This is a genomic window from Streptomyces sp. SDT5-1, from assembly GCF_052245995.1.
In the GTDB taxonomy this organism is placed as follows: domain Bacteria; phylum Actinomycetota; class Actinomycetes; order Streptomycetales; family Streptomycetaceae; genus Streptomyces.
The window spans coordinates 6,277,720-6,298,637 of record NZ_CM125963.1; the positions used below are offsets into that span (position 1 = coordinate 6,277,720).

Consider the following 20,918-nt stretch of genomic DNA (forward strand, 5'->3'; position numbering starts at 1 on the left):
CGTCACGACAGCAGCTCCACCTCCGCCACCGTCGCCGCCCCGCCGGTGAACACCAGCCGGTACTGCTGGTGCGCCGCCGGGGACGGCACCGAGAACACCCGGGTCTGCTTGTCCCAGGCGAAGGACTCGCCCGACCTGCTGTCGACGGTCTTCCAGTCCTTGCCGTCGTCCGACGCCTCCAGGCGCCAGCCCGTCGGGGCCTTCGCCCGGTCATCGGACGTCAGCGTGTACTGGACGGCCTTCGCGCCGTCGGCGCCGACCGGCAGCTCCACCGACTCCGTGCTCGCGGACGTCGCCGACGAGTTGTCGAACAGGGCGCCCGAGCCCTTGATCGCGTCGGAGCGCGGCGCGGGCACCTTGTCGTCGTTCGTGATCGACGTCGGGGCGGCACCCGCTCCCGTACCCCACTTCGACGGCTTGTCGCCCATCGCGAACTCGACGACACCGCCCTTCGCGATCACCGAGTGCGGCAGCGACGTCTTGTTCCACGCCTTGCCGTTGACCTTGACGCCCTGCACGTAGATGTTCTTCGCGCTGTTCTTCGGCGCCTTCACGACGAGGTCCTTGCCGCCGTCCATGTGCAGCGTCATCTTCGTGAACTGCGGGGACCCGATGGCGTACTCGCCGCTGCCCATGACCAGCGGATAGAAGCCGAGCGACGAGAACAGGTACCAGGCGCTCTGCTCGCCGTTGTCCTCGTCGCCGTGGTAGCCCTGGCCGATCTCGCTGCCGGTGTAGAGCCGCGACATGACCTCGCGGACCTTCTCCTGCGTCTTCCACGGCTGACCCGCCGCGTCGTACATGTACGTCACGTGGTGCGCGACCTGGTTCGAGTGCCCGTACATGCCCATCCGCACGTCACGCGCCTCGGTCATCTCGTGGATGACACCGCCGTACGAGCCGGCGACGTCCGCCGAACCGGTCTCCGGCGTGTCGAAGTACGTGTCGAGCTTCTTGGCGAGACCGTCCCTGCCGCCGTACAGATTGGCGAGGCCGCGGCTGTCCTGGACGGCGGTGAACGCGTAGCCCCAGGCGTTGGTCTCCGTGTAGTCGTAGCCCCAGATCGCCGGGTCGAAGTCGGCGGACTTCACCCGCCAGTTGCCATCCTTGTCCTTGCCCTGGAAGAAGCCCGTCCCGGCCGCCTTGTCGTCGAACATGTTGACGTAGTCGCGGGCGCGGTTCAGGAAGTAGTCGGACTCCTCCTTGTAGTGCTTGTCGCCGGTCTTCTCGTAGAGCTTGCGGCCCATCTCCGCGATGCCGAAGTCGTTGAGGTAGCCCTCCATCGCCCACGACATGCCCTCGTGCGTGTCCGACGGCGTGTAGCCGAGGAACGGGGACGTCGTCATGCCCTTGCGGCCCACACCGGCCGACGGCGGGACCACGGTCGCGTTCTTCACGGCCGCCTTGTACGCCGACTCGACGTCGAAGCCGTCCACGCCCTTCACGTAGGCGTCGGCGAACGCCACGTCGGACGAGGTGCCGGTCATCAGGTCCGCGTAGCCGGGCGAGGACCAGCGGGAGGTCCAGCCGCCGTCCCGGTACTGCTGCACGAACCCGTCGACCAGCTCACCGGCCTTCTTCTTCGTCAGCAGCGAGTAGGCGGGCCACGTCGTGCGGTACGTGTCCCAGAAGCCGTTGTTCACGTACGGCTTGCCCTCGACGATCTTCGCGCCCGTGTGCGTCGGGGTGTCCGGGTTCGGCATCGGCGAGAACGGCGAGGCGTACTTGTACGTCGACTTGCCGCCCTGCGAACGCACCTTCTCGAACGCCGAGTTGGGGTACAGGTACAGCCGGTACAGCGAGGAGTAGAGGCTGGTGCGCTGGTCGTCCGTCGCGCCCTCGACCTCCACCTTTTTCATCAGCGCGTCCCACTGGGCGCGCGCCGCGTCCCGCACGGCGGAGAACGAGCGCTTCGCCGGCAGCTCCTGCGCGAGGTTGTCCTTCGCCTGGTCGACGCTGATCAGCGAGGTCGCCAGGCGCAGCGTCACCGTGCGGTCCTTGCCCGCGTCGAACGTGAAGTGCCCCTTCACGCCCGACGCCGCCGCGTCCGTCACCGGCTTGTCGAACGTGCCGTAGACGAACAGCCGGGTGGCGCCCGCCGACAGGCCCGACTTCACGTCGGAGTAGCCGGTCACGACCCCGCTCTCCTTGTCGAGCGTGAGGCCGCCCTGCTCGGAGACGTTGTCGAAGACCACGCTCGCGTCGTCGTCCGGATAGCTGAAGCGCAGCGCCGCCGCGTGATCGGTCGGCGTCATCTCGGCCTTGACGCCGTTCTGGAACGTCACGCCGTAGTACGACGGGGTCGCCGTCTCGTCCTCGTGCAGATACGGCAGCGCACGGCCCGAACGCGACGTGTCGAGCGCGTCGCCCTTCTTCGCCGACGGCATCACCTGGAACGTCTGCCGGTCACCCATCCACGGGCTCGGCTCGTGACTCGCCGAGAACGCCTCGAGGGCGGGCAGGTTGTCCGCGTTGTTGTCGCGCGCGTAGTCGTACAGCCAGCTCAGCGAGCCCGCGTTGGTCACCGGCGTCCAGAAGTTGAAGCCGTGCGGGACGGCCGTCGCCGGGAATGTGTTGCCGCGCGAGAAGCCGCCGGTGGAGTTCGTGCCGCGGGTCGTCGACGCGTAGTCGCTCAGGTGCGCCTTGGGCTTCACCGGCTGCGCCTTCGCGATGCTGATGTCGTCGAGCCAGCCGCGGAACTTCGCCGGCCCCTTGGGGGAGTCGTACGCGACGAGGACCCGGTCGACCGTCTTCCCGGCGGCCACGGAGCCGATGCCGGACTTCACGGCGTTCCACTGGTTCACGTAGAGCCGCTTGGCGGCGCCCTGCCCCTGCGGCGTGAGGAGCCCGCCGTAGGAGTCGACGGCCTTGAGGTCGCTCAGGTACGTGCCGTCGGTGAAGGCGAGGTCGACGGAGACGTTCGTGGCGTCGTAGTCGCGGTCGCCGTCCGCCATCGACGGGAAGATCTTGTACGCCAGCTCGGTGTCCTTGGCCACCGCGACATTGACGTCGAAGACCTTGTTGTACGAGTAGGCGCGCCCGCCGCCCTTGTGGGTACCGGCGTAGCGCAGCGCGCGCGTGCCGGTGAAGCCGACGCCCGCCTTCGCGGTGGGGGAGGCGGTCGGCCCGCGGTCCACGAGCGAGAGCATGTCCTCGGGGGCCGGGGTGGAGTCCTCGCCGGTGGAGAGCTGGAAGTCGGCGAGCTGCGTCGCGTCGCCCGCGCCGTTGTTCTTCGTGAACTCGATGCGGAAGTGCGCGTACTCGGCCGGGCTCTGCAGGTCGTACGACTTCAGCTGGTGGCGCTTGTCGAAGGTCTCGCCGGAGCGGGTGTCGAGCGTCGTCCACTCCTTGCCGTCCGCCGAGCCTTTCAGCGTCCAGTCCTTCGGGTCGCGCTCGTCGTGGTCGTTGGCGGACGTCAGCGCGTACTTGGCGATCTTGACCGGCTCGTCGAGGTCGTACTCGACCCAGGCGGTCGGTGTGAACGCCAGCCACTTGGTCGTCGCCTCGCCGTCGACGAGGTTCTCCTTGGTCTCGCCGCCGCCGGTGTTCTCGTCGCTGGCCCGGACGTCGGTGACATGGCCGTTCACATTGCCCGGCATGCCGCTGCTGTACGCGCCGTCGACGCCGCTCGCCCGCTTCGTGCCGTCGGCGTCCGTGTCGACGGTGTTCAGCCAGTCCGGGGTGGGCTGCCCGGCCTCGAAGGACGAGCGGAACGAAGGCTCGCCCTCGGCGGCGTGGGCGGCGGTGCCGGGGCCGAGGCCCTGCCCTCCGGCGGTGATCACGAGAGCGGCCGCGCCGAGCGCGGCCACGGTGCCGAGTCTGTGTCTGGATCTACCTCGCATGCAGGGCTCACCCTCCGGCTGCTGGACAACGTTGTCAGTTGTTGAGCAGAGTCCAGTAGTGGTCGAAGTGCCCAGTGTTGTCAAGGGTGTTGGTGTCTTTTGGTGGCACGGCGATTACGCGCCGCTTCTCGCGCAATTGCGGGCGTGGAAGTAACCGGCAAGTGAGGTTCCGCTACACCCTTTGTAGACAAGGCAGTTGGAAAGCTCGGTTCGTCACGCGTGCGACGTATTTCCGGGAGGTCTCAACTCGGAAAAGACCGATGCCCAAACCTGCATTCGATCTTGCCCCTCTCACAGGGAGTGGACTATACCTGTCGCCACCGCCCCGGCCTGCGCGTCAACCGGGCCGGCAACACCATGGGGAGGTCGAGGACTTGAGCATGGGATCCACCTTCAGTGCAGGCCTTTTCCGACATCGCTCAGCTGATCGTCAGCGGTGCCCCTGAGCGGCACCGGCACCAGGACGCGCGCTCACAGAGAAACCCGGCAAGCGCATGGCCGATCTGGCCCGGCAGCCGAACATGCAGCCAACCGTTAGAGATCCAATCGATCAGTGAGGATGCAGAGATGACCATTCGTGCCGGCTCTCTTGACAGGCGCACACTTCTGCGCGGGGCGATCGCCACCGCCGCCATGGGGTCGTTCGCCGTCGCGTGTGGCTCCCCCTCCAGCAATGACGACAATGGCGGCACGAAGAACAAGGGGAGCGAGAAGAACCCCTTCGGCGTCGCCAAGAACTCCAAGGTCGAGGCGGCCATCTTCGACGGCGGCTACGGAACCGACTACGTCGACTACGTGAACAAGGTCATCGGGGCCCAGATCGCCGGCACGAAGGTCCAGGTCAAGCCGGTCGTCGACATCGCGCCCGAGCTCCAGCCCCGGTTCGTCGGCGGCAACCCGCCGGACCTCATCGACAACTCCGGCGAGGACCAGATCGGCTTCCTCGGCATCCTCGACCAGCTGGAGGAGCTGGACGACGTCCTCGAGGCCAAGAACTACGAGGGCAAGAAGATCGCCGACACGATCTACCCCGGCGTCAAGGACCCGGGCACCTTCAAGGACAAGTTCGTCGCGCTCAACTACGTGATGACCGTGTACGGCGTCTGGTACTCGAAGACGCTGTTCGAGGAGAACAGCTGGACTCCGCCGAAGACGTGGGACGAGGCGCTCGATCTCGGCCAGAAGGCCAAGAAGAAGGGCAAGTACCTCTTCGTCCACGGCAAGGAGGCGGCGACCTACTACTCGACGCTCCTCATGGACTCCGCGATCAAGGAGGGCGGCGACGAGGTCAGGATCGCGCTGGAGAACCTGGAGAAGGACTCCTGGTCGCACCCGGCCATCCAGGGCGTTCTCAAGGTCATGGAGACCATGGTCAAGGAGAAGATGTTCGTCCCCGGTGGCTCCGGCACCCAGTTCCAGAAGGCGCAGGCGATCTGGAGCAACGACCAGAAGGCGCTGCTCTACCCGTCCGGTGGCTGGATCGAGAACGAGATGAAGGACGCCACCAAGAAGGACTTCCAGATGACCGGCTTCCCGGAGATGACCCTCACGGACAAGCCGAAGATGCCCTACGAGTCGCTGCGCGCGGCCGCGGGCGAGCCGTTCATCGTCCCCAAGCAGGGCAAGAACGCGGCGGGCGGCAAGGAGGTCCTGCGGGCCATGCTGTCCGAGAAGGCGGCCGCCAACTTCTCGAAGACGAAGCTGGCCCCGACGATCGTCAAGGGCACCGTGCCCGCCGACGGCTACGGCTCCTCGGCCCTCGTCTCGCAGACGAAGATGCTGGAGGCAGCGGGCGAGAACATCTTCAACTACCTGTTCGTCGTCGCCTACGGCATGAACACCGACATGCTGGTGCCGTGGAACTCGTTCCTCTCCGGCGACCTCGACGCCAAGGGCCTGACCAGGGCTCTGCAGAAGATCTCCGACAAGGTCCGCGAAGACGACTCCGTCGACAAGATCAAGGTCAGCTAGCACCCGCCATGAGTGAAACGATCTCCAAATCCGCAGCCGCGAGCGACCGGCCCGTGCCGGCCGCTCGCGGCGGGCGTCCCCGACGCCGCAAGCTCACGTTCGACCGGGTGACGTTCTTCCTCGCGTTCCTCGGCGTACCGCTGGCCGTCTTCGTGCTCTTCGTCCTGTACCCGTTCCTCCAGGCGATCTTCTGGGGGATGACGAACTGGCGGGGTTTCAGCCCCGATTACGACTTCGTCGGGCTCGACAACTTCGTCAAGATCTTCCAGGACGACATCTTCCTGAAGGCGCTGACCAACGTCGCGCTGCTGGCGGCCTTCGTACCGCTGATCACGCTGACGCTCGCCCTGGCGGTCGCGGTGGCCGTCACCCTGGGCGGACCCAGCATCGGCCCCGTCCGGGGGATCCGCGCGGCCTCCTTCTACCGGATCATCTCGTTCTTCCCCTACGTCGTGCCGGCGATCATCGTCGGCCTGATCTGGGCCCAGATGTTCGACCCGAACGCGGGCCTGGTCAACGGCCTCCTCACCTCGCTCGGCCTCGACGGCTTCAAGGAATTCGCCTGGCTCGGCGAGACCTCGACCGCGATGCCGGCCCTGATGTTCGTCTTCGTCTGGGGCCTCGTCGGCTTCTACGCGGTGCTCTTCATCGCCGCGATCAAGGGCGTCCCCGCCGAGCTGTACGAGGCGGCGAGGATCGACGGGGCCGGCCGGTTCCGGATGACCCTCTCGGTCACCCTGCCGGCGATCCGGGACAGCGTGCAGACGGCGTACATCTACCTGGGCATCGCCGCCCTCGACGCGTTCGTCTACGTACAGGCGATGCTGCCGAACGGCGGGCCCGCCAACTCGACCCTGACGATCAGTCAGCGGCTGTACCACATGGCCTTCACCAAGCAGCAGTTCGGCCTCGCCACCGCGATGGGCGTGGTCCTCGCCGTCGTCACCCTGGTGTTCGCGGCGCTCGTGTTCACCGTCAACCGGCTGACCGGCGGCGGCGAGAAAGAGGGCAAGGAGAGGACGCGGGCGCCGAAGGCCCGGCGTGCGGGATCCAAGGGAGGTGCCCGGTGAGCGCCGTAGCCGCCGCCCGGAAGCCGGCGAGCGACCGGAAACTGACCAGGGCCGTCGTCAGCGGCGACCGCAGGTTCGCGGCGATCTCGCACGGCCTGCTGATCCTGTGGTCGGTGATCGTGATCGTGCCCATGCTGTGGGTGCTGCTGTCGTCCTTCAAGTCGACCGGCGAGATCCTGTCGTCCCCGTTCGATCTGCCGAAACACTGGCGGGTCGAGAACTACGTGAACGCCTGGACCGACGCGAACATCGGCAGGTTCTTCCTGAACTCGGTGATCGTCGTGGTCTCCGCGCTGGTCCTGGTGATGCTGCTGGGCGCGATGTGCGCCTACATCCTGGCCCGGTTCGAATTCCCGGGTCGCCGGCTGATCTATTACGTGATGCTGGCCGGACTGACCTTCCCGGTCTTCCTGGCGATCGTCCCGCTCTTCTTCCAGCTGCAGAACTTCGGGCTGCTCAACACCCGGCCCGGACTGATCCTCACCTACGTCGCGTTCGCGCTGCCGTTCACGGTGTTCTTCCTCTACGCGTTCTTCCGGTCCCTGCCGCACGACGTGTACGAGGCCGCGCTGATCGACGGGGCGGGGGACTGGCGGGCGTTCTTCCAGGTGATGCTGCCGATGGCCAGCCCCGGCATGGCCGCGGTGGCGATCTTCAACTTCCTGGGGCTCTGGAACCAGTTCCTGCTGCCGGTGGCGCTCAACACCGACCAGGACAAATGGGTGCTGACCCAGGGCATGGCCGCCTACGCGTCTTCGCAAGTTTATGACATCGACTACGGCGCCCTCTTCGCGGCGATCGTCGTCACGGTGGTGCCCGTACTGATCGTGTACATCTTCTTCCAGCGCCGGATCGCCGGATCGGTGTCCCAGGGCACCTTCCGCTGACCCGCGTTCGTTGCGCGGCAAGGGCCGGGCCCCGGAGAGACCGCTCTCCGGGGCCCGGTTCCTTCGTGCGGCGGAAGGTACCGATTTCCGTCAAGGGCTTGACGACGGAGACACCTTCAGCGGAGCTTGGAGTTCATAACTTGTACAAGGTCTGGTCACGTAGGGTGACGTGGGCCAAGGGACTAAGGGTGGGTCAATGGAGACTCCGGGGTCGCAGTCCTCGCTGCACCGGGCCAATCTGGAGCGCGTCGTACGTGCCGTACGGCTGGCCGGATCGCTCACGCAGGCCGAGATCGCGAGGACGACGGGCCTGTCGGCCGCGACGGTCTCCAACATCGTCCGGGAGCTCAAGGACGGCGGAACCGTCGAGGTCACGCCCACGTCGGCCGGCGGCCGCCGGGCCCGCAGCGTCTCCCTGAGCGGCGACGCCGGCATCGTGATCGGCGTCGACTTCGGCCACACCCACCTGCGCGTGGCCGTCGGCAACCTCGCCCACCAGGTGCTCGCCGAGGAGTCCGAGCCGCTCGACGTCGACGCCTCCGCCGCCCAGGGCTTCGACCGGGCGGAGGAGCTGGTGGAGCGCCTCATCGTGGCCACCGGCGTGGACCGCGCGAAGGTCGCCGGTGTCGGGCTCGGCGTGCCGGGCCCCATCGACGTGGAGAGCGGCACCCTCGGCTCCACGTCGATCCTGCCGGGCTGGTCCGGCACCAAGCCCGCGGAGGAGCTGGCCAGGCGCCTGGGCGTCCCCGTGCACGTCGACAACGACGCCAACCTCGGCGCGCTCGGCGAGCTGGTCTGGGGCAGCGGCAGGGGCGTGAAGGACCTCGCGTACATCAAGGTCGCAAGCGGTGTCGGCGCGGGCCTCGTGATCAGCGGAAAGATCTACCGGGGCCCCGGCGGCACGGCCGGCGAGATCGGGCACATCACGCTCGACGAGTCGGGCCCGGTGTGCCGCTGCGGAAACCGCGGCTGCCTGGAGACCTTCACCGCGGCCCGCTACGTGCTGCCGCTGCTCACCTCCAGTCACGGCACGGACCTGACCATGGAGAAGGTCGTGCGGCTCGCGCGCGACGGCGACCCGGGCTGCCGCCGCGTCGTCGCGGACGTGGGCCGTCACATCGGCTCCGGCGTCGCGAACCTGTGCAACCTCCTGAACCCCAGCAGGGTCGTCCTGGGCGGCGATCTGGCGGAGGCCGGCGAGCTGGTCCTGGGGCCCATCAGGGAGTCCGTGGGGCGCTATGCGATCCCCAGCGCGGCGCGCCAACTCTCGGTCCTCCCGGGGGCGTTGGGCGGCCGCGCGGAGGTGCTCGGGGCGCTGGCCCTGGCCCTCAGCGAGATGGGCGATTCGATGCTTTTGGACGGTTCCGGTGCAGGCACTGTGCCCGCAGCCACACCTGCCTTCACTTAGAGAACGCATGACACCGTTGCCAACCCGTTAAGGATTTACTCCTTGACGCTGCGGTTGCGGCCGAGTTGACTTCCAGCCACCTCGGCCGCAACGACGCGGCCTCGTCAGGGAGGTTTCTGAAGTGAACACGCGTATGCGTCGTGCCGCCGTTGCTGTGTGTGCCAGCGCCATGGCCGTCTCTCTCGCCGCCTGTGGCAGCGCCAAGGAGTCCAAGGGCGAGGGCGACAAGACCGCCGGAAAGAAGACCGACGCGCTGAAGATAGGCCTGCTCCTTCCGGAGAACCAGACCGCGCGTTACGAGAAGTTCGACAAGCCCATCATCGAGCAGCAGGTCAAGAAGCTGACGAATGGCAAGGGCAAGATCCAGTACCTCAACGCCAAGCAGGACGCGTCCCTGCAGTCGCAGCAGATCGACACGATGATCACCAACAAGGTGGACGTGCTGATCCTCGACGCCGTGGACTCCAAGGCCGTCGCCGGCGGCGTGAAGAAGGCCAAGGACGCCGACATCCCGGTCGTCGCCTACGACCGCCTGGCCGAGGGACCGATCTCCGCGTACACCTCCTTCGACAACCAGGAGGTCGGCAAGGAGCAGGGCAAGGCGCTCCTGAAGGCCCTGGGCGACAAGGCCAAGCCGAGCAACAGCATCGTCATGATGAACGGTGCCGCGACGGACCCGAACGCCGGCGACTTCAAGAAGGGCGCCCACTCCGTACTCGACGGCAAGGTCAAGATCGCCAAGGAGTACGACACCAAGGAGTGGAAGCCGGAGAACGCCAACGCCAACATGGAAGGCGCGATCTCCGCCATCGGCAAGGACAAGATCGTCGGCGTCTACTCCGCCAACGACGGCCTCGCGGGCGGCATCATCACCGCGCTCAAGAGCGCGGGCGTCTCCAAGCTTCCCCCGGTCACCGGCCAGGACGCCGAACTCGCGGGCGTGCAGCGCATCGTGACCGGCGATCAGTACATGTCCGTCTTCAAGTCCTACCCGCAGGAGGCCGAGACCGTCGCCAAGATGGCCGTCTCGATCGCCAAGACGGGCAAGCTCGACGGCTCGCTCGAGACCACCAAGGTCGACAGCGGCACCGAGAAGGGCATCCCCTCCGTGATCGTCCCGATCGTCTCCCTGACGCAGGACAACATCAAGGACACGGTCATCAAGGAGGGTTACTACACGGTCAACGACATCTGCACGGCCAAGTACAAGAAGGCCTGCGACAAGATCGGCCTGAAGTAACCCAGGTACCGGGCCACCCCGGCCCGCACGGGCCCCGTACGGCCCCCTGATGCACGTCCGGCGCCCCGCCGCCGACAGCCCCGCAGCTCAACGGCGGGGCGCCGGACGTAACACCCACCCCCCTCATTCTTCTGAGTGCAACCTCCCGCCGGGTCAGGCCTTTGGCGGTGAAGGAGATGGTTCACGTGTCCGCTACGCCCGTGCTGGCGTTGCGCGGGGTCTCCAAGCGATTCGGTGCCGTGCAGGCGCTCACCGACGTCGAGCTTGAAGTCCACGCCGGTGAGGTGGTCGCCCTGGTCGGCGACAACGGTGCCGGAAAGTCCACCCTGGTCAAGACGATCGCCGGCGTGCACCCCATCGATGACGGTGTCATCGAGTGGGACGGCAAGGCCGTCGCGGTCAACCGGCCGCACGACGCCCAGGACCTGGGCATCGCGACCGTCTACCAGGACCTCGCGCTGTGCGACAACATCGATGTCGTCGGCAACCTGTTCCTGGGGCGCGAGATCAAGAAGCGCGGCGTCCTCGACGAGGTCGAGATGGAGCGCAGGTCGAGGGAGCTCCTCGACACCCTGTCGATCCGGATACCCAGCGTGCGGATCCCGATCGCCTCGCTCTCCGGCGGTCAGCGCCAGGTCGTGGCCATCGCCCGCTCCATGCTCGGCGAGCCCAAGCTGGTGATCCTCGACGAGCCCACCGCGGCCCTCGGCGTCGAGCAGACCGCGCAGGTCCTCGACCTCGTGGAGCGCCTCCGCGAGCGCGGCCACGCGGTCATCCTGATCAGCCACAACATGGCCGACGTGAAGGCCGTCGCCGACAAGGTCGCGGTCCTGCGGCTCGGCCGCAACAACGGCGTGTTCGAGGTCAAGAGCACGTCGCAGGAAGAGATCATCTCCGCCATCACCGGCGCCACGGACAACGCCGTGACCCGACGTGCGGCGCGCGCGAACGGGGAGGCTCAGAAGTGAGCATCGACAAGACCGACACGCCACAGACCCCCGTGGACGCCCCCGCTGCCGCGGAGGGCGCGGCCGTCGCCGCCGTCGACCCCCGCCTCCTCGTGCGCGAGCAGGGCTTCGCCGGATACATCGGCGAGTTCAAGCGCAAGATCAAGGGCGGCGACCTGGGAGCGATCCCGGTCGTCATCGGCCTGATCGTCATCTGCGCGATCTTCCAGAGCCTGAACTCCGCGTTCCTCGGCGCCGAGAACATCAACAACATCCTCGTCGCCATGGTCGCCACCGGCATGATGTCGGTCGGCATCGTGTTCGTGCTGATGCTCGGCGAGATCGACCTCTCGGTCGGCTCCGTCTCCGGCGTCTCCTCCGCGATCACCGCGGTGCTCAGCGTCACGCACGGCATGAACGAGTGGCTCGCCGTCCTCATCTCGCTCGCCGCCGGCGCGCTCATCGGCGCCCTGCACGGCTTCTTCTTCGCCCGGCTCGGCGCCCCCGCGTTCGCCGTCACCCTGGCGGGCCTGCTGTTCTGGAACGGCTTCATGCTCCAGATCCTGGGCTCCAACGGCACCATCAACATCGACGGCGACGGCGTGGTCGGCAAGCTCACCACGTACTACTTCTCCGACGTCGCCGCCGCCTACGGGCTCGCCGTCGTCGCGGTCCTCGGCTACTTCGTGCCGACGTTCCTCGGCAACCGGCGCCGTGAGGCCGCGGGCATCCCGTCCCGGCCGCTCAGCGACATCATCATGCGCACGGTGCTGCTGGCGATCGCCGTCTTCGGCGTCGCGATCATCTTCAACCAGTACAAGGGCCTGCCGCTCGCGGTGCTGCTCTTCGGCATCGTCCTCGTCGGCACCGACTTCCTGCTCCGCCGCACCTCGTACGGCCGCAAGGTCAACGCGCTCGGCGGCAGCGTCGAGGCGTCCCGGCGTGCCGGCATCAACGTCACGGCGATCCGGATCTCGGTCTTCTCGCTCGCCGGGCTGTTCGCGGCGGTCGGCGGCCTCTTCTGGGCCTCCAAGATCGCGGCGGCCAACCAGAGCGCCGGCGCCGGCGACCTCCTGATGAACGTCATCGCCGCGGCCGTCATCGGCGGCACCAGCCTCTTCGGCGGCCGGGGCCGCACCTGGAACGCGCTGCTCGGTGTGCTGGTGATCACGTCGATCCAGTACGGCCTCGCCCTCCAGGGCATCGCCACCCCGATCCAGTACATGATCACCGGCGGTGTGCTGCTCGCCACGGTCGTCATCGACTCGATCACCCGAAAGACCCAGAAGACCGCCGGTCGCGCCTGACGCCGACCGCGCGGCCACGGGCCACGACCGACTGTGCCCGGCGTCAAGGGTGACGCCGGGCACAGTCACGTACGGAACCGCCGGGGCCGGTGCGATTTCGTGACGAGGGCGTGACGTGGAACGCACGGCCCGGACGCCGCTTTCAGTGACGGAACATTAGACTCGACAGGCCCGACAAGCTCGACAGCTCAACCAGCTACTCACAGCTCTACGCAAGGAGGCACGGGTGCCGCTGCTGACCCGCATCACGGGACCGCGCGATCTGGACCGGCTCAGCCTGGAGCAGCTGGACCAGCTGGCAGACGAGATCCGGACCTTCCTCGTCGACGCCGTCTCCAAGACCGGCGGCCACCTCGGCCCCAACCTGGGAGTCGTCGAGCTGACGATCGCCCTGCACCGCGTCTTCGAGTCGCCCAAGGACAAGGTCCTGTGGGACACCGGCCACCAGTCGTACGTGCACAAGCTGCTCACGGGCCGCAAGGACTTCTCCAGGCTCAAGATGAAGGGCGGCCTCTCCGGCTACCCCTCGCAGGCCGAGTCCGAGCACGACGTGATCGAGAACAGCCACGCCTCCACCGTCCTCGGCTGGGCCGACGGCCTGGCGAAGGCGAACGAGATCCAGGACCGCGGCGACCACGTCGTCGCCGTGATCGGCGACGGCGCCCTCACCGGCGGCATGGCCTGGGAGGCGCTGAACAACATCGCCGCGGCCAAGGACCGCCCGCTCGTGATCGTCGTGAACGACAACGAGCGCTCCTACGCGCCCACGATCGGCGGCCTCGCCAACCACCTGGCGACCCTGCGCACCACGGACGGCTACGAGCGCTTCCTCGCCCGCGGCAAGGACCTCCTGGAGCGCACCCCGGTCGTCGGCAAGCCCCTCTACGAGACGCTGCACGGCGCCAAGAAGGGCCTCAAGGACTTCATCGCCCCGCAGGGCATGTTCGAGGACCTCGGCCTCAAGTACGTCGGCCCCATCGACGGCCACGACATCGAGGCCCTGGAGTCCGCCCTCACCCGCGCCAAGCGCTTCGGCGGCCCCGTCATCGTGCACTGCCTCACCGAGAAGGGCCGCGGCTACACGCCCGCCCTCCAGGACGAGGCCGACCGCTTCCACGGCATCGGCCCCATCCACCCCGACACCGGCCTCCCCATCAAGGCCTCCGGCGCCGACTGGACCTCCGTCTTCGGCGACGAGATGGTGAAGCTCGGCCGCGAGCGCGAGGACATCGTGGCGATCACCGCCGCGATGCTCCAGCCCGTCGGCCTGAAGAAGTTCGCCGAGGAGTTCCCCGAGCGGGTCTACGACGTCGGCATCGCCGAGCAGCACGCGGCGACCAGCGCGGCGGGCCTCGCGCACGGCGGCCTGCACCCGGTCTTCGCCGTCTACGCGACGTTCCTCAACCGCGCCTTCGACCAGCTCCTCATGGACGTGGCCCTGCACAAGTGCGGCGTCACCTTCGTCCTGGACCGGGCCGGCATCACCGGCACCGACGGCGCCTCCCACAACGGCATGTGGGACATGTCCCTGCTCCAGGTCGTCCCCGGCGTCCGCATCGCCGCGCCGCGCGACGCCGACCAGGTCCGCGCCCAGCTCCGCGAGGCGGTCCAGGTCGACGACGCCCCGACCGTCGTCCGCTACTCCAAGGGCGCCGTCGGCCCCGCCGTCGAGGCGGTCGGCAAGGTGGGCGGCATGGACGTGCTGCGCGAGCCGAAGTCCGACAAGCCCGACGTCCTGCTGGTCTCGGTCGGCGCCCTCGCGCCCATGTGCCTGGAGATCGCCGACCTCCTCGACAAGCAGGGCATCACGACGACCGTCGTCGACCCCCGCTGGGTCAAGCCGGTCGACGAGGCGATGGCCCCGCTGGCCGAGCGTCACCGCGTCGTCGTCACCGTCGAGGACAACTCCCGGGTGGGCGGCGTCGGTTCGTCCATCGCCCAGGCGCTGCGCGACGCGGGCGTCGACGTCCCGCTCCGCGACTTCGGCATCCCGCCGCGCTTCCTCGACCACGCCTCCCGCAAGGAGATCATGTCCGAGATCGGCCTCACAGCCCCGGACATCGCCCGCCAGGTCACCGGCCTCGTCTCCAAGCTGGACGGCCGCTACGAGGAGACTCCGTCGACCACGGTGGAGCCGGCGCGGGACTGAGGCTTTCGCGTCGGCCGGGGCGAGCCCCGCCGCGTGACATGGGGCCGGGCGGTCCCCCAGAAGGGGGCCCGTCCGGCCCCATTCGTATGAAAAAGCAGGAATCACCCGCGCGCCGGAGGCCACTCGTCTCGATCATGGGACGAAGAAGCCTACGGAGGTAGCCGGTGAGCACCCAGCCACAGACGGGCCCGGAGCGGAGCCGCAACGGCCTGTTCAGGACCAAGTCCATCGAGCAGTCCATCCAGGACACCGAGGAGCCCGAGCACAAGCTCAAGAAGACCCTCTCCGCCCTCGACCTCACGGTCTTCGGCGTCGGCGTCGTCATCGGCTCCGGCATCTTCGTCATCACGGGCACCGCCGCGACGGACTACGCGGGCCCGGCCGTGACCATCTCCTTCGTCGTCGCCGCCGTGGTCTGCGCCCTCGCCGCGCTCTGCTACGCCGAGTTCGCCTCGACCGTCCCGGTCGCCGGATCCGCGTACACCTTCGCCTTCGCCTCCCTCGGCGAGTTCCCCGCGTGGATCATCGGCTGGGACCTCGTCCTCGAGCTCGCCCTCGGCTGCGCCACGGTGTCCGTCGGCTGGGCCGGCTACGTCCAGTCCCTGCTCGACAGCTGGGGCATCCCGCTGCCCGCAGCCCTCCAGGGCCCCGGCTCGGGCCACGACGGCTTCAGCTTCAACATCGCCGCGTTCCTGCTGGTCATCGCCGTGATGACGGTCGTCGTGATCGGCATGAAGCTGTCGGCGTGGGTGACATCGGTGGTCGTGGCCATCAAGGTCACGGTCGTCCTCATCGTGATCGCGGTCGGCGCCTTCTTCATCACCTCCAGCAACTACACCCCGTACATCCCGCCCGCCCAGGACAACAAGAGCGGCTCGGGACTGAGCGCCACACTCCTCGAAGGCATCGCCGGCTTCACCCCGTCCAGCTTCGGCGTGATGGGCATCTTCACCGCCGCGGCCGTCGTCTTCTTCGCGTTCATCGGCTTCGACGTGGTGGCGACGGCGGCGGAGGAGACCCGCAATCCGCAGAAGGACGTCCCGCGCGGCATCCTCGGCTCCCTCGCCATCTGCACGGTCCTGTACGTGGCCGTGGCCGCGGTCGTCACCGGCATGCAGAACTACAAGAAGCTGGACCCGAGCGCCCCGCTCGCGGAGGCGTTCAAGTCGGTCGGCCACCCGTTCTGGGCGGGCCTCATCTCGTTCGGCGCGGTGATCGGCCTGACGACCGTCTGCATGATCCTGCTGCTCGGCCAGAGCCGCGTCTTCTTCGCGATGAGCCGCGACGGACTGCTGCCGCCGGTCTTCAGCGCGGTCCACCCCAAGTTCCGCACCCCGTACCGCTCGACGATCATCCTGGGCCTCCTGACGGCCCTGGTAGCAGGCTTCATCTCCCTCGAAGAGCTCTCCAAACTGGTCAACATCGGCACCCTGTTCGCCTTCGTGGTCGTGGCCCTCGGCGTCCTGATCCTGCGCCGCACCCGCCCCGACCTGCCGCGCGCCTTCAAGGCGCCGTGGGTGCCGTTCCTGCCGATCGCCTCGGTGGCGTGCTCGGTGTGGCTGATGCTGAACCTGTCGGTGGAGACCTGGCTGCGGTTCGCCGTGTGGATGGTGGTGGGCGTGGTCATCTACTTCGTCTACGGCCGCCGCCACAGCCGCGCGGCCCGCGGCACCGCGCGGTAGTCCGCGCCCCGCCGTCCTCCCGCCCTCGCATGTCCTCCCCAATCGGGACATACGGGGGCGGATAGCTTTGCGTCATGCTCACCGAGGCGCCCCCGTCCCGACCGCCGTACGCACTCCGGCAGCGAGCCCGCTCCTCGATACGCGCCCGCCCGGCCCGCCACTACTGGCCGCGCCTCCTCCTCGCCCTCACGGCCCTGGCCTGCGCGACCCACGCCCCGTCCTTCGCCCGCCCGCTCTGGAACCCGGACGAGGGCTACCTCGCGGTCCAGGCCCGCATGCTGGCGCACGGCGGCTCGCTCTACGAGACGGTCGTCGACCGCAAACCCCCGCTCGTCCCCTGGCTCTACGAGTCGGTGTTCGCGCTCTTCGGCTCCGACTCGCTCACCCCGGTGCGGGTCTGCGCCCTGGCGGCGCACGTCCTGACGGCGGTGTTCCTCGCCTCCCTGGCCCGCCGCCGCTGGGGCGACAGGGCGGGCCGCACGGCGGGCGCCCTGTACCTGCTGCTGTCGATCGGCCTCAACCCGGAGGACACCCAGGCGGCGACGTTCGAGGTGTTCATGCTGCCGTGGACCGCGGCGGCGATGTGGTGCGCGGACCGCGGCAGATGGACGTGGTGCGGGGTGGCGGTGGCAGCCGCCTTCCTGACGAAACAAACAGGCGGAGCGATGCTGCTCCCGGCCCTCTGGCTGTGCTGCCGCTCTCCCCGTCCGTGCACGGCCGCCCTGAAACTCCTGACGGCAGCGGCGGTGCCGATCGTGGCGACCGCCCTCGCCACCACCCCCACCGGCTTCCTCTTCTGGACGGTGACGGGCTCGGGAGCCTACGCCTCGATCAGCGGCTCCGAACTCCACGTCCTCGTAAGGGGATTGACGAACGCGGCGATCCTGGCCGCGGCGTGCGCCGGGGTGCTGCCGCCGATCCTCCGGGTGCTGCGCATCGCGCGAACGGGCTGCGGCGACCTGTGGCTGTGGCTCGCGTCATCGACGGCGGCGGTGATCTTCGGCTTCCACTTCTTCGGCCACTACTACCTCCAACTGGTGCCGCCCCTGGCCCTGTTGGCGACACTGGCCCTGCACGTCCTGCCGCGCGAACACCTGCGCCGCTCGGTGGCGGCGACGGCGTGCGGCGCGGCGCTGTTCGCGACGTGGGGCTTCCTGGCCCCCCGTTCCGACCTCACCCACGCCCAACGCGTGGCGTCCGCGGTGACGGCGCGCACGGCCCCGGACGACCGGGTCCTGATCTGGGGCATGCACCCGGAAACGTACTGGCTCGCGAACCGCCCGCCGTCCACCCGCTTCCTGACGGCGGGGCTTCTGACGAATTACAGCGGGGGGCGGGACGGGGGGAGGGTGGGGGAGCGGTACGGGGTGCCGGGCAGCTGGCCGACCTTCCACTCGGACCTCCGAACCCGTCCACCGTCGATGATCGTCGACGATTCACGGGGGGAGGCGTACGGGCCGGGACGGGTGGCGTCGCTGCGGCGCATCCTGGACGGGTACGACGAAGTGGCCCGCGTGGACGGGGCCGTGGTCTACGAACGCGTCCACGCGGGCCGGGCCGGGGCATAGCCGGCTGTCGGTCAGCCGCCCTGCGCCGGCGACTTCTTCGCGGACTCGGGGATCTCGCGGTCGCCGCGGATCGCCTTCCACAACGTGTCGGCCTGCGGCTGCGCGGCGACGACGCGGTTCGGATCCACCTTGTCGTACGCGACCGGCAGCATGATCGTCTCCATGGTCGACGGGTCGACGCCCCGCATGCTGCGCCCGAAGGTGGCGAGCTTCGTGAGCGAGGCGAGCCCGTCGTCGGTGGTCAGCGACGCGGTGAGACTGTCCGCGATCTTGTACGTCTTGGTGGGACTGCCCAGCAGGTCCTGCTGCTTGATCTCGCTGAGCAGCGCGATCATGAACTGCTGCTGCAACCCGATGCGCCCGAGGTCCGAACCGTCACCGACGCCGTGCCGGGTGCGGACGAAGGCCAGCGACTGGGTGCCGTCCAGCTTGTGCGTGCCGGCGGTGAGGTCGAGCCCGCTGGACTTGTCGTGGATGGGCTTGTCGACGGTGACGGTCACCCCGCCGATGGCGTCGACCAGGCCCTTGAATCCGGCGAAGTCGATCTCGACGAAGTGGTCCATGCGCACGCCGGACATCGCCTCGACGGTCTTGACCACGCACGCCGGACCGGCCAGCGAGTACACGGAGTTGAACATCACGCGCCGCGCCGCCGCCACGCTGCCGCCGTCCGCCTTGGTGCACGCGGGCCGCGTCACGAGGGTGTCCCGCGGGATGCTCACGGCGGTCGCCCGGGACCGGCCCTCGGGAATGTGCAGCACCATCGCGGTGTCGGACCGCGCGCCTGCGACCTTGCCGGTCCCGAGCGAGCCGTTGGCCCCGGCCCGCGAGTCGGACCCCAGCACCAGAATGTTCTGCCCCGACGTCGGCAACTTCTCCGGCCGATCGGTCCCGATCGCCTTGTCGAGGTCGACGCCGTCGATGTTCCCGTTGAGGTCGTTGTAGAGCCAGTATCCGGTGCCGCCGAGCGCCAGAAAGAGCACCAGCAGCGTCAGCAGGACGATCCGTCCCTTGCGGCGCTTCTTCTTCGGAGCCTTGCGGCTGCGCCGCGTACTGGAGTCGGCTCTGTGGGATGTCGGTACAGGTGTGCCCAGGTCATGGCTCACGGCGGGTCCTCGCAACTCGTGCCCAGAGGGGGCAGGAGCAGCTGGCCGCTCCCGTGAGGGGCCGGGTCGGTGCTGCTCGACTGACGCTTTGGTAGCACCGAACTATAGACATGTCTTCGAAAACGCGTATGACTGAAGTGCCCGGAACGCCGCGCGACTTCGGCTCCGTGGAGGCCCGGCCGCCCGTCGGTGGACGGTGAGTGGAGCAGTCGGTGCCTTGTTCGAGTGTGCATATGATGTGGCGAATTCTGGAGTCATCTGTGGACACCGGGGCTGGCGTGGGAGGGGCGGCAGGCATGCGCGGCAGAGGTGCGCAGGCGGTGGATCGGCGGTCCCCGGCTGGTTTCGAGGCAACGGCATCCGTTCCGCGAAGGCCCGCTATGGCAGCGGCCACCGGGTCGTGGCTGGTCCGCGGGAACGACGACCGGCTCAGCGTGTTCGCCATGGTCGACGGAGGGGTGCACCGCTGGACGGAGAAGGCCGTCGGCAGCGGGCGGTGGAGCAGCCCGGACTTCATCCGCGTCGAGGGACTCACCGCGCTCACCGTGGGGCAGGGCGCCAATCGCTACGTGCATTTCGTCGGTCGCAGGGAGAGGCGGCAGGGAGCGAGCGACCCCAAGGTCGATCTGCTCTACGCCGTGCAGTATCAGACAGGTCGCACGCTGGGGGACTGGCGGTCCCTGGGCAACCCGTACCGCGACCCGAAGGGTGCGGCGACCTTGGGCACTCCGACTGTCGCCGTCGACGGCCAGGGCACGGTTCACGTCTTCGTGTCCGGTGGCCCGGGCGGAGTTCTCCTGCGACGGGAGTCCAAGAGCGGGGCCTGGGAGGCGTGGAAGGATCTGCGCGGCGGTGAGGTCGTCGGCGGGATGGCCGCGTCGGCGACCTCGGCCGGACTGATCCAGCTCCTGGCGCCAGGACGCCGGTCGGTCATGCACTGGATGCAGCCGGAGAAGGGTGCCGAGCTGCGGCGCGCGCAGGACCTCGGGCCCGCGCCCGTGCCAGGTTCGGCCGCGCTTCTCGAGACGGCCCCTGGGGTCTTCACCGCGTACTGGACGGAGCAGACCGGGACGGGCATGTACGCGCAGCGACCCGGTGAATGGGCCTTTCCGCTCGGCGGGGACCCCGCGGAGGGCGCGCACGCCGTGCTGCGCGTCGGCATCGACGGCTACGACTGCACCGTCGTGGCCCATCGCGGGCGTACGGGCACCGCGGTGTACGGAATCTGCGGCACTGGCGGTGAAGCCGCCGGCCTGTGGTGGACCGACACGGGTCTGCCCTGCACCGGGGCGCCGGCGCTCGCGCTGGACGGGCGGGGCCGGGTCGTCATGGCGGCCGTCGCCGCGGGCGGCGAGGTTCTGGTGAGCCGTCAGCGGCCCGAGCCCGGGCTCGCCCTGTCCGACTGGGACCGCCTGCCGGGCAACTGAGCAAGCACGTTTCGCGCGATCCCTCTACCGCAATTCACCCTGGAAGTCCAGGGATGGAAATGGTTGTACGCGTGTCAGGTGGCGATTGTCACGCGACCGCATGTGATCGTCAGGTGTCCAGGTCTGGACTTCCGCGAAACGATTATGTGAAAGTTCTATGGATCCCCGATGTGTGGGTGATCGCCGTGATGTGCGGGCAAAGGGCCTTTGCACGAGGAAAAGCGGATCTGCACGGTTCAGGGGGACACACGACGCGGTGTGCGCTTCCCGGAGCGCGCGGGCCGCTGGGGGTGGATGGTTCGTGGGGGGCTCGA

The 20,918-nt window shown here is 68.5% G+C and carries 13 protein-coding genes; 11 read left to right on the forward strand and 2 right to left on the reverse strand.

Annotated elements, in window-relative coordinates; translation table 11 throughout:
• Positions 1 to 2: 2 nt before the first annotated feature.
• A complete protein-coding gene (locus ACTWJ8_RS28895) occupies positions 3 to 3,842 on the reverse strand; it encodes a GH92 family glycosyl hydrolase (RefSeq protein ID WP_443260650.1) in 3,840 nt (1,279 codons plus the stop codon).
• 567 nt (positions 3,843 to 4,409) lie between these two features.
• Between ACTWJ8_RS28895 and ngcE the strand changes: the two genes are divergently transcribed.
• The 10 genes from ngcE (at position 4,410) to ACTWJ8_RS28945 (ending at position 18,071) form a co-directional block, all read left to right on the forward strand.
• On the forward strand, positions 4,410 to 5,813 hold the full coding sequence (ngcE, locus tag ACTWJ8_RS28900; protein WP_356378489.1) for an N-acetylglucosamine/diacetylchitobiose ABC transporter substrate-binding protein: 1,404 nt from the start codon (positions 4,410 to 4,412) through the stop codon (positions 5,811 to 5,813).
• 8 nt (positions 5,814 to 5,821) lie between these two features.
• Positions 5,822 to 6,883 carry a carbohydrate ABC transporter permease gene (locus tag ACTWJ8_RS28905; RefSeq protein WP_443260651.1) on the forward strand — a complete coding sequence of 354 codons (1,062 nt, stop codon included), beginning with the start codon at positions 5,822 to 5,824 and terminating at the stop codon, positions 6,881 to 6,883.
• Entirely contained in the window at positions 6,880 to 7,770 is an 891-nt protein-coding gene (locus tag ACTWJ8_RS28910; protein ID WP_443260652.1) for a carbohydrate ABC transporter permease, read from the forward strand. The genes ACTWJ8_RS28905 and ACTWJ8_RS28910 overlap by 4 nt, the downstream gene beginning before the upstream one ends.
• A gap of 196 nt (positions 7,771 to 7,966) precedes the next feature.
• Positions 7,967 to 9,178, forward strand: a complete 1,212-nt coding sequence (locus tag ACTWJ8_RS28915; protein WP_443260653.1) for an ROK family transcriptional regulator — start codon at positions 7,967 to 7,969, stop codon at positions 9,176 to 9,178.
• A 121-nt stretch (positions 9,179 to 9,299) separates the two neighbouring features.
• A complete protein-coding gene (locus ACTWJ8_RS28920; RefSeq protein ID WP_443260654.1) occupies positions 9,300 to 10,418 on the forward strand; it encodes a substrate-binding domain-containing protein in 1,119 nt (372 codons plus the stop codon).
• A 176-nt stretch (positions 10,419 to 10,594) separates the two neighbouring features.
• Positions 10,595 to 11,386, forward strand: coding sequence for an ATP-binding cassette domain-containing protein (locus ACTWJ8_RS28925; RefSeq protein WP_356378504.1), 792 nt, complete (start codon positions 10,595 to 10,597; stop codon positions 11,384 to 11,386).
• On the forward strand, positions 11,383 to 12,672 hold the full coding sequence (locus ACTWJ8_RS28930; protein ID WP_356378507.1) for a sugar ABC transporter permease: 1,290 nt from the start codon (positions 11,383 to 11,385) through the stop codon (positions 12,670 to 12,672). Before ACTWJ8_RS28925 ends, ACTWJ8_RS28930 begins: the two co-directional genes overlap by 4 nt.
• Before the next feature lie 226 nt (positions 12,673 to 12,898).
• Positions 12,899 to 14,821: a 1-deoxy-D-xylulose-5-phosphate synthase gene (gene dxs, locus ACTWJ8_RS28935; protein WP_356378510.1), complete on the forward strand. Its 1,923-nt coding sequence runs from the start codon at positions 12,899 to 12,901 to the stop codon at positions 14,819 to 14,821.
• Between the two features lie 164 nt (positions 14,822 to 14,985).
• Complete coding sequence (locus ACTWJ8_RS28940) at positions 14,986 to 16,503, forward strand: amino acid permease (RefSeq protein ID WP_356378513.1); 1,518 nt, start codon at positions 14,986 to 14,988, stop codon at positions 16,501 to 16,503.
• A 74-nt stretch (positions 16,504 to 16,577) separates the two neighbouring features.
• Complete coding sequence (locus ACTWJ8_RS28945; RefSeq protein ID WP_443260655.1) at positions 16,578 to 18,071, forward strand: ArnT family glycosyltransferase; 1,494 nt, start codon at positions 16,578 to 16,580, stop codon at positions 18,069 to 18,071.
• Positions 18,072 to 18,082: 11 nt separating this feature from the next.
• Here the strand turns inward: ACTWJ8_RS28945 and ACTWJ8_RS28950 are convergent, their stop codons facing one another.
• Positions 18,083 to 19,177, reverse strand: coding sequence for an LCP family protein (locus ACTWJ8_RS28950; protein ID WP_443260656.1), 1,095 nt, complete (start codon positions 19,175 to 19,177; stop codon positions 18,083 to 18,085).
• A gap of 380 nt (positions 19,178 to 19,557) precedes the next feature.
• Here ACTWJ8_RS28950 and ACTWJ8_RS28955 point away from each other — a divergent pair, with 380 nt between their 5' ends.
• A complete protein-coding gene (locus tag ACTWJ8_RS28955) occupies positions 19,558 to 20,604 on the forward strand; it encodes a hypothetical protein (RefSeq protein ID WP_443260657.1) in 1,047 nt (348 codons plus the stop codon).
• Positions 20,605 to 20,918: the final 314 nt, after the last annotated feature.

Bases quoted from the DNA above. Each gene is read 5' to 3' on its own strand.
- ACTWJ8_RS28895 (WP_443260650.1), bottom strand. From the start codon at position 3,842: ATGCGAGGTAGATCCAGACACAGACTCGGCACCGTGGCCGCGCTCGGC.
- ngcE (WP_356378489.1), top strand. From the start codon at position 4,410: ATGACCATTCGTGCCGGCTCTCTTGACAGGCGCACACTTCTGCGCGGG.
- ACTWJ8_RS28905 (WP_443260651.1), top strand. From the start codon at position 5,822: ATGAGTGAAACGATCTCCAAATCCGCAGCCGCGAGCGACCGGCCCGTG.
- ACTWJ8_RS28915 (WP_443260653.1), top strand. From the start codon at position 7,967: ATGGAGACTCCGGGGTCGCAGTCCTCGCTGCACCGGGCCAATCTGGAG.
- ACTWJ8_RS28925 (WP_356378504.1), top strand. From the start codon at position 10,595: ATGGTTCACGTGTCCGCTACGCCCGTGCTGGCGTTGCGCGGGGTCTCC.
- ACTWJ8_RS28945 (WP_443260655.1), top strand. From the start codon at position 16,578: ATGCTCACCGAGGCGCCCCCGTCCCGACCGCCGTACGCACTCCGGCAG.
- ACTWJ8_RS28955 (WP_443260657.1), top strand. From the start codon at position 19,558: ATGGCAGCGGCCACCGGGTCGTGGCTGGTCCGCGGGAACGACGACCGG.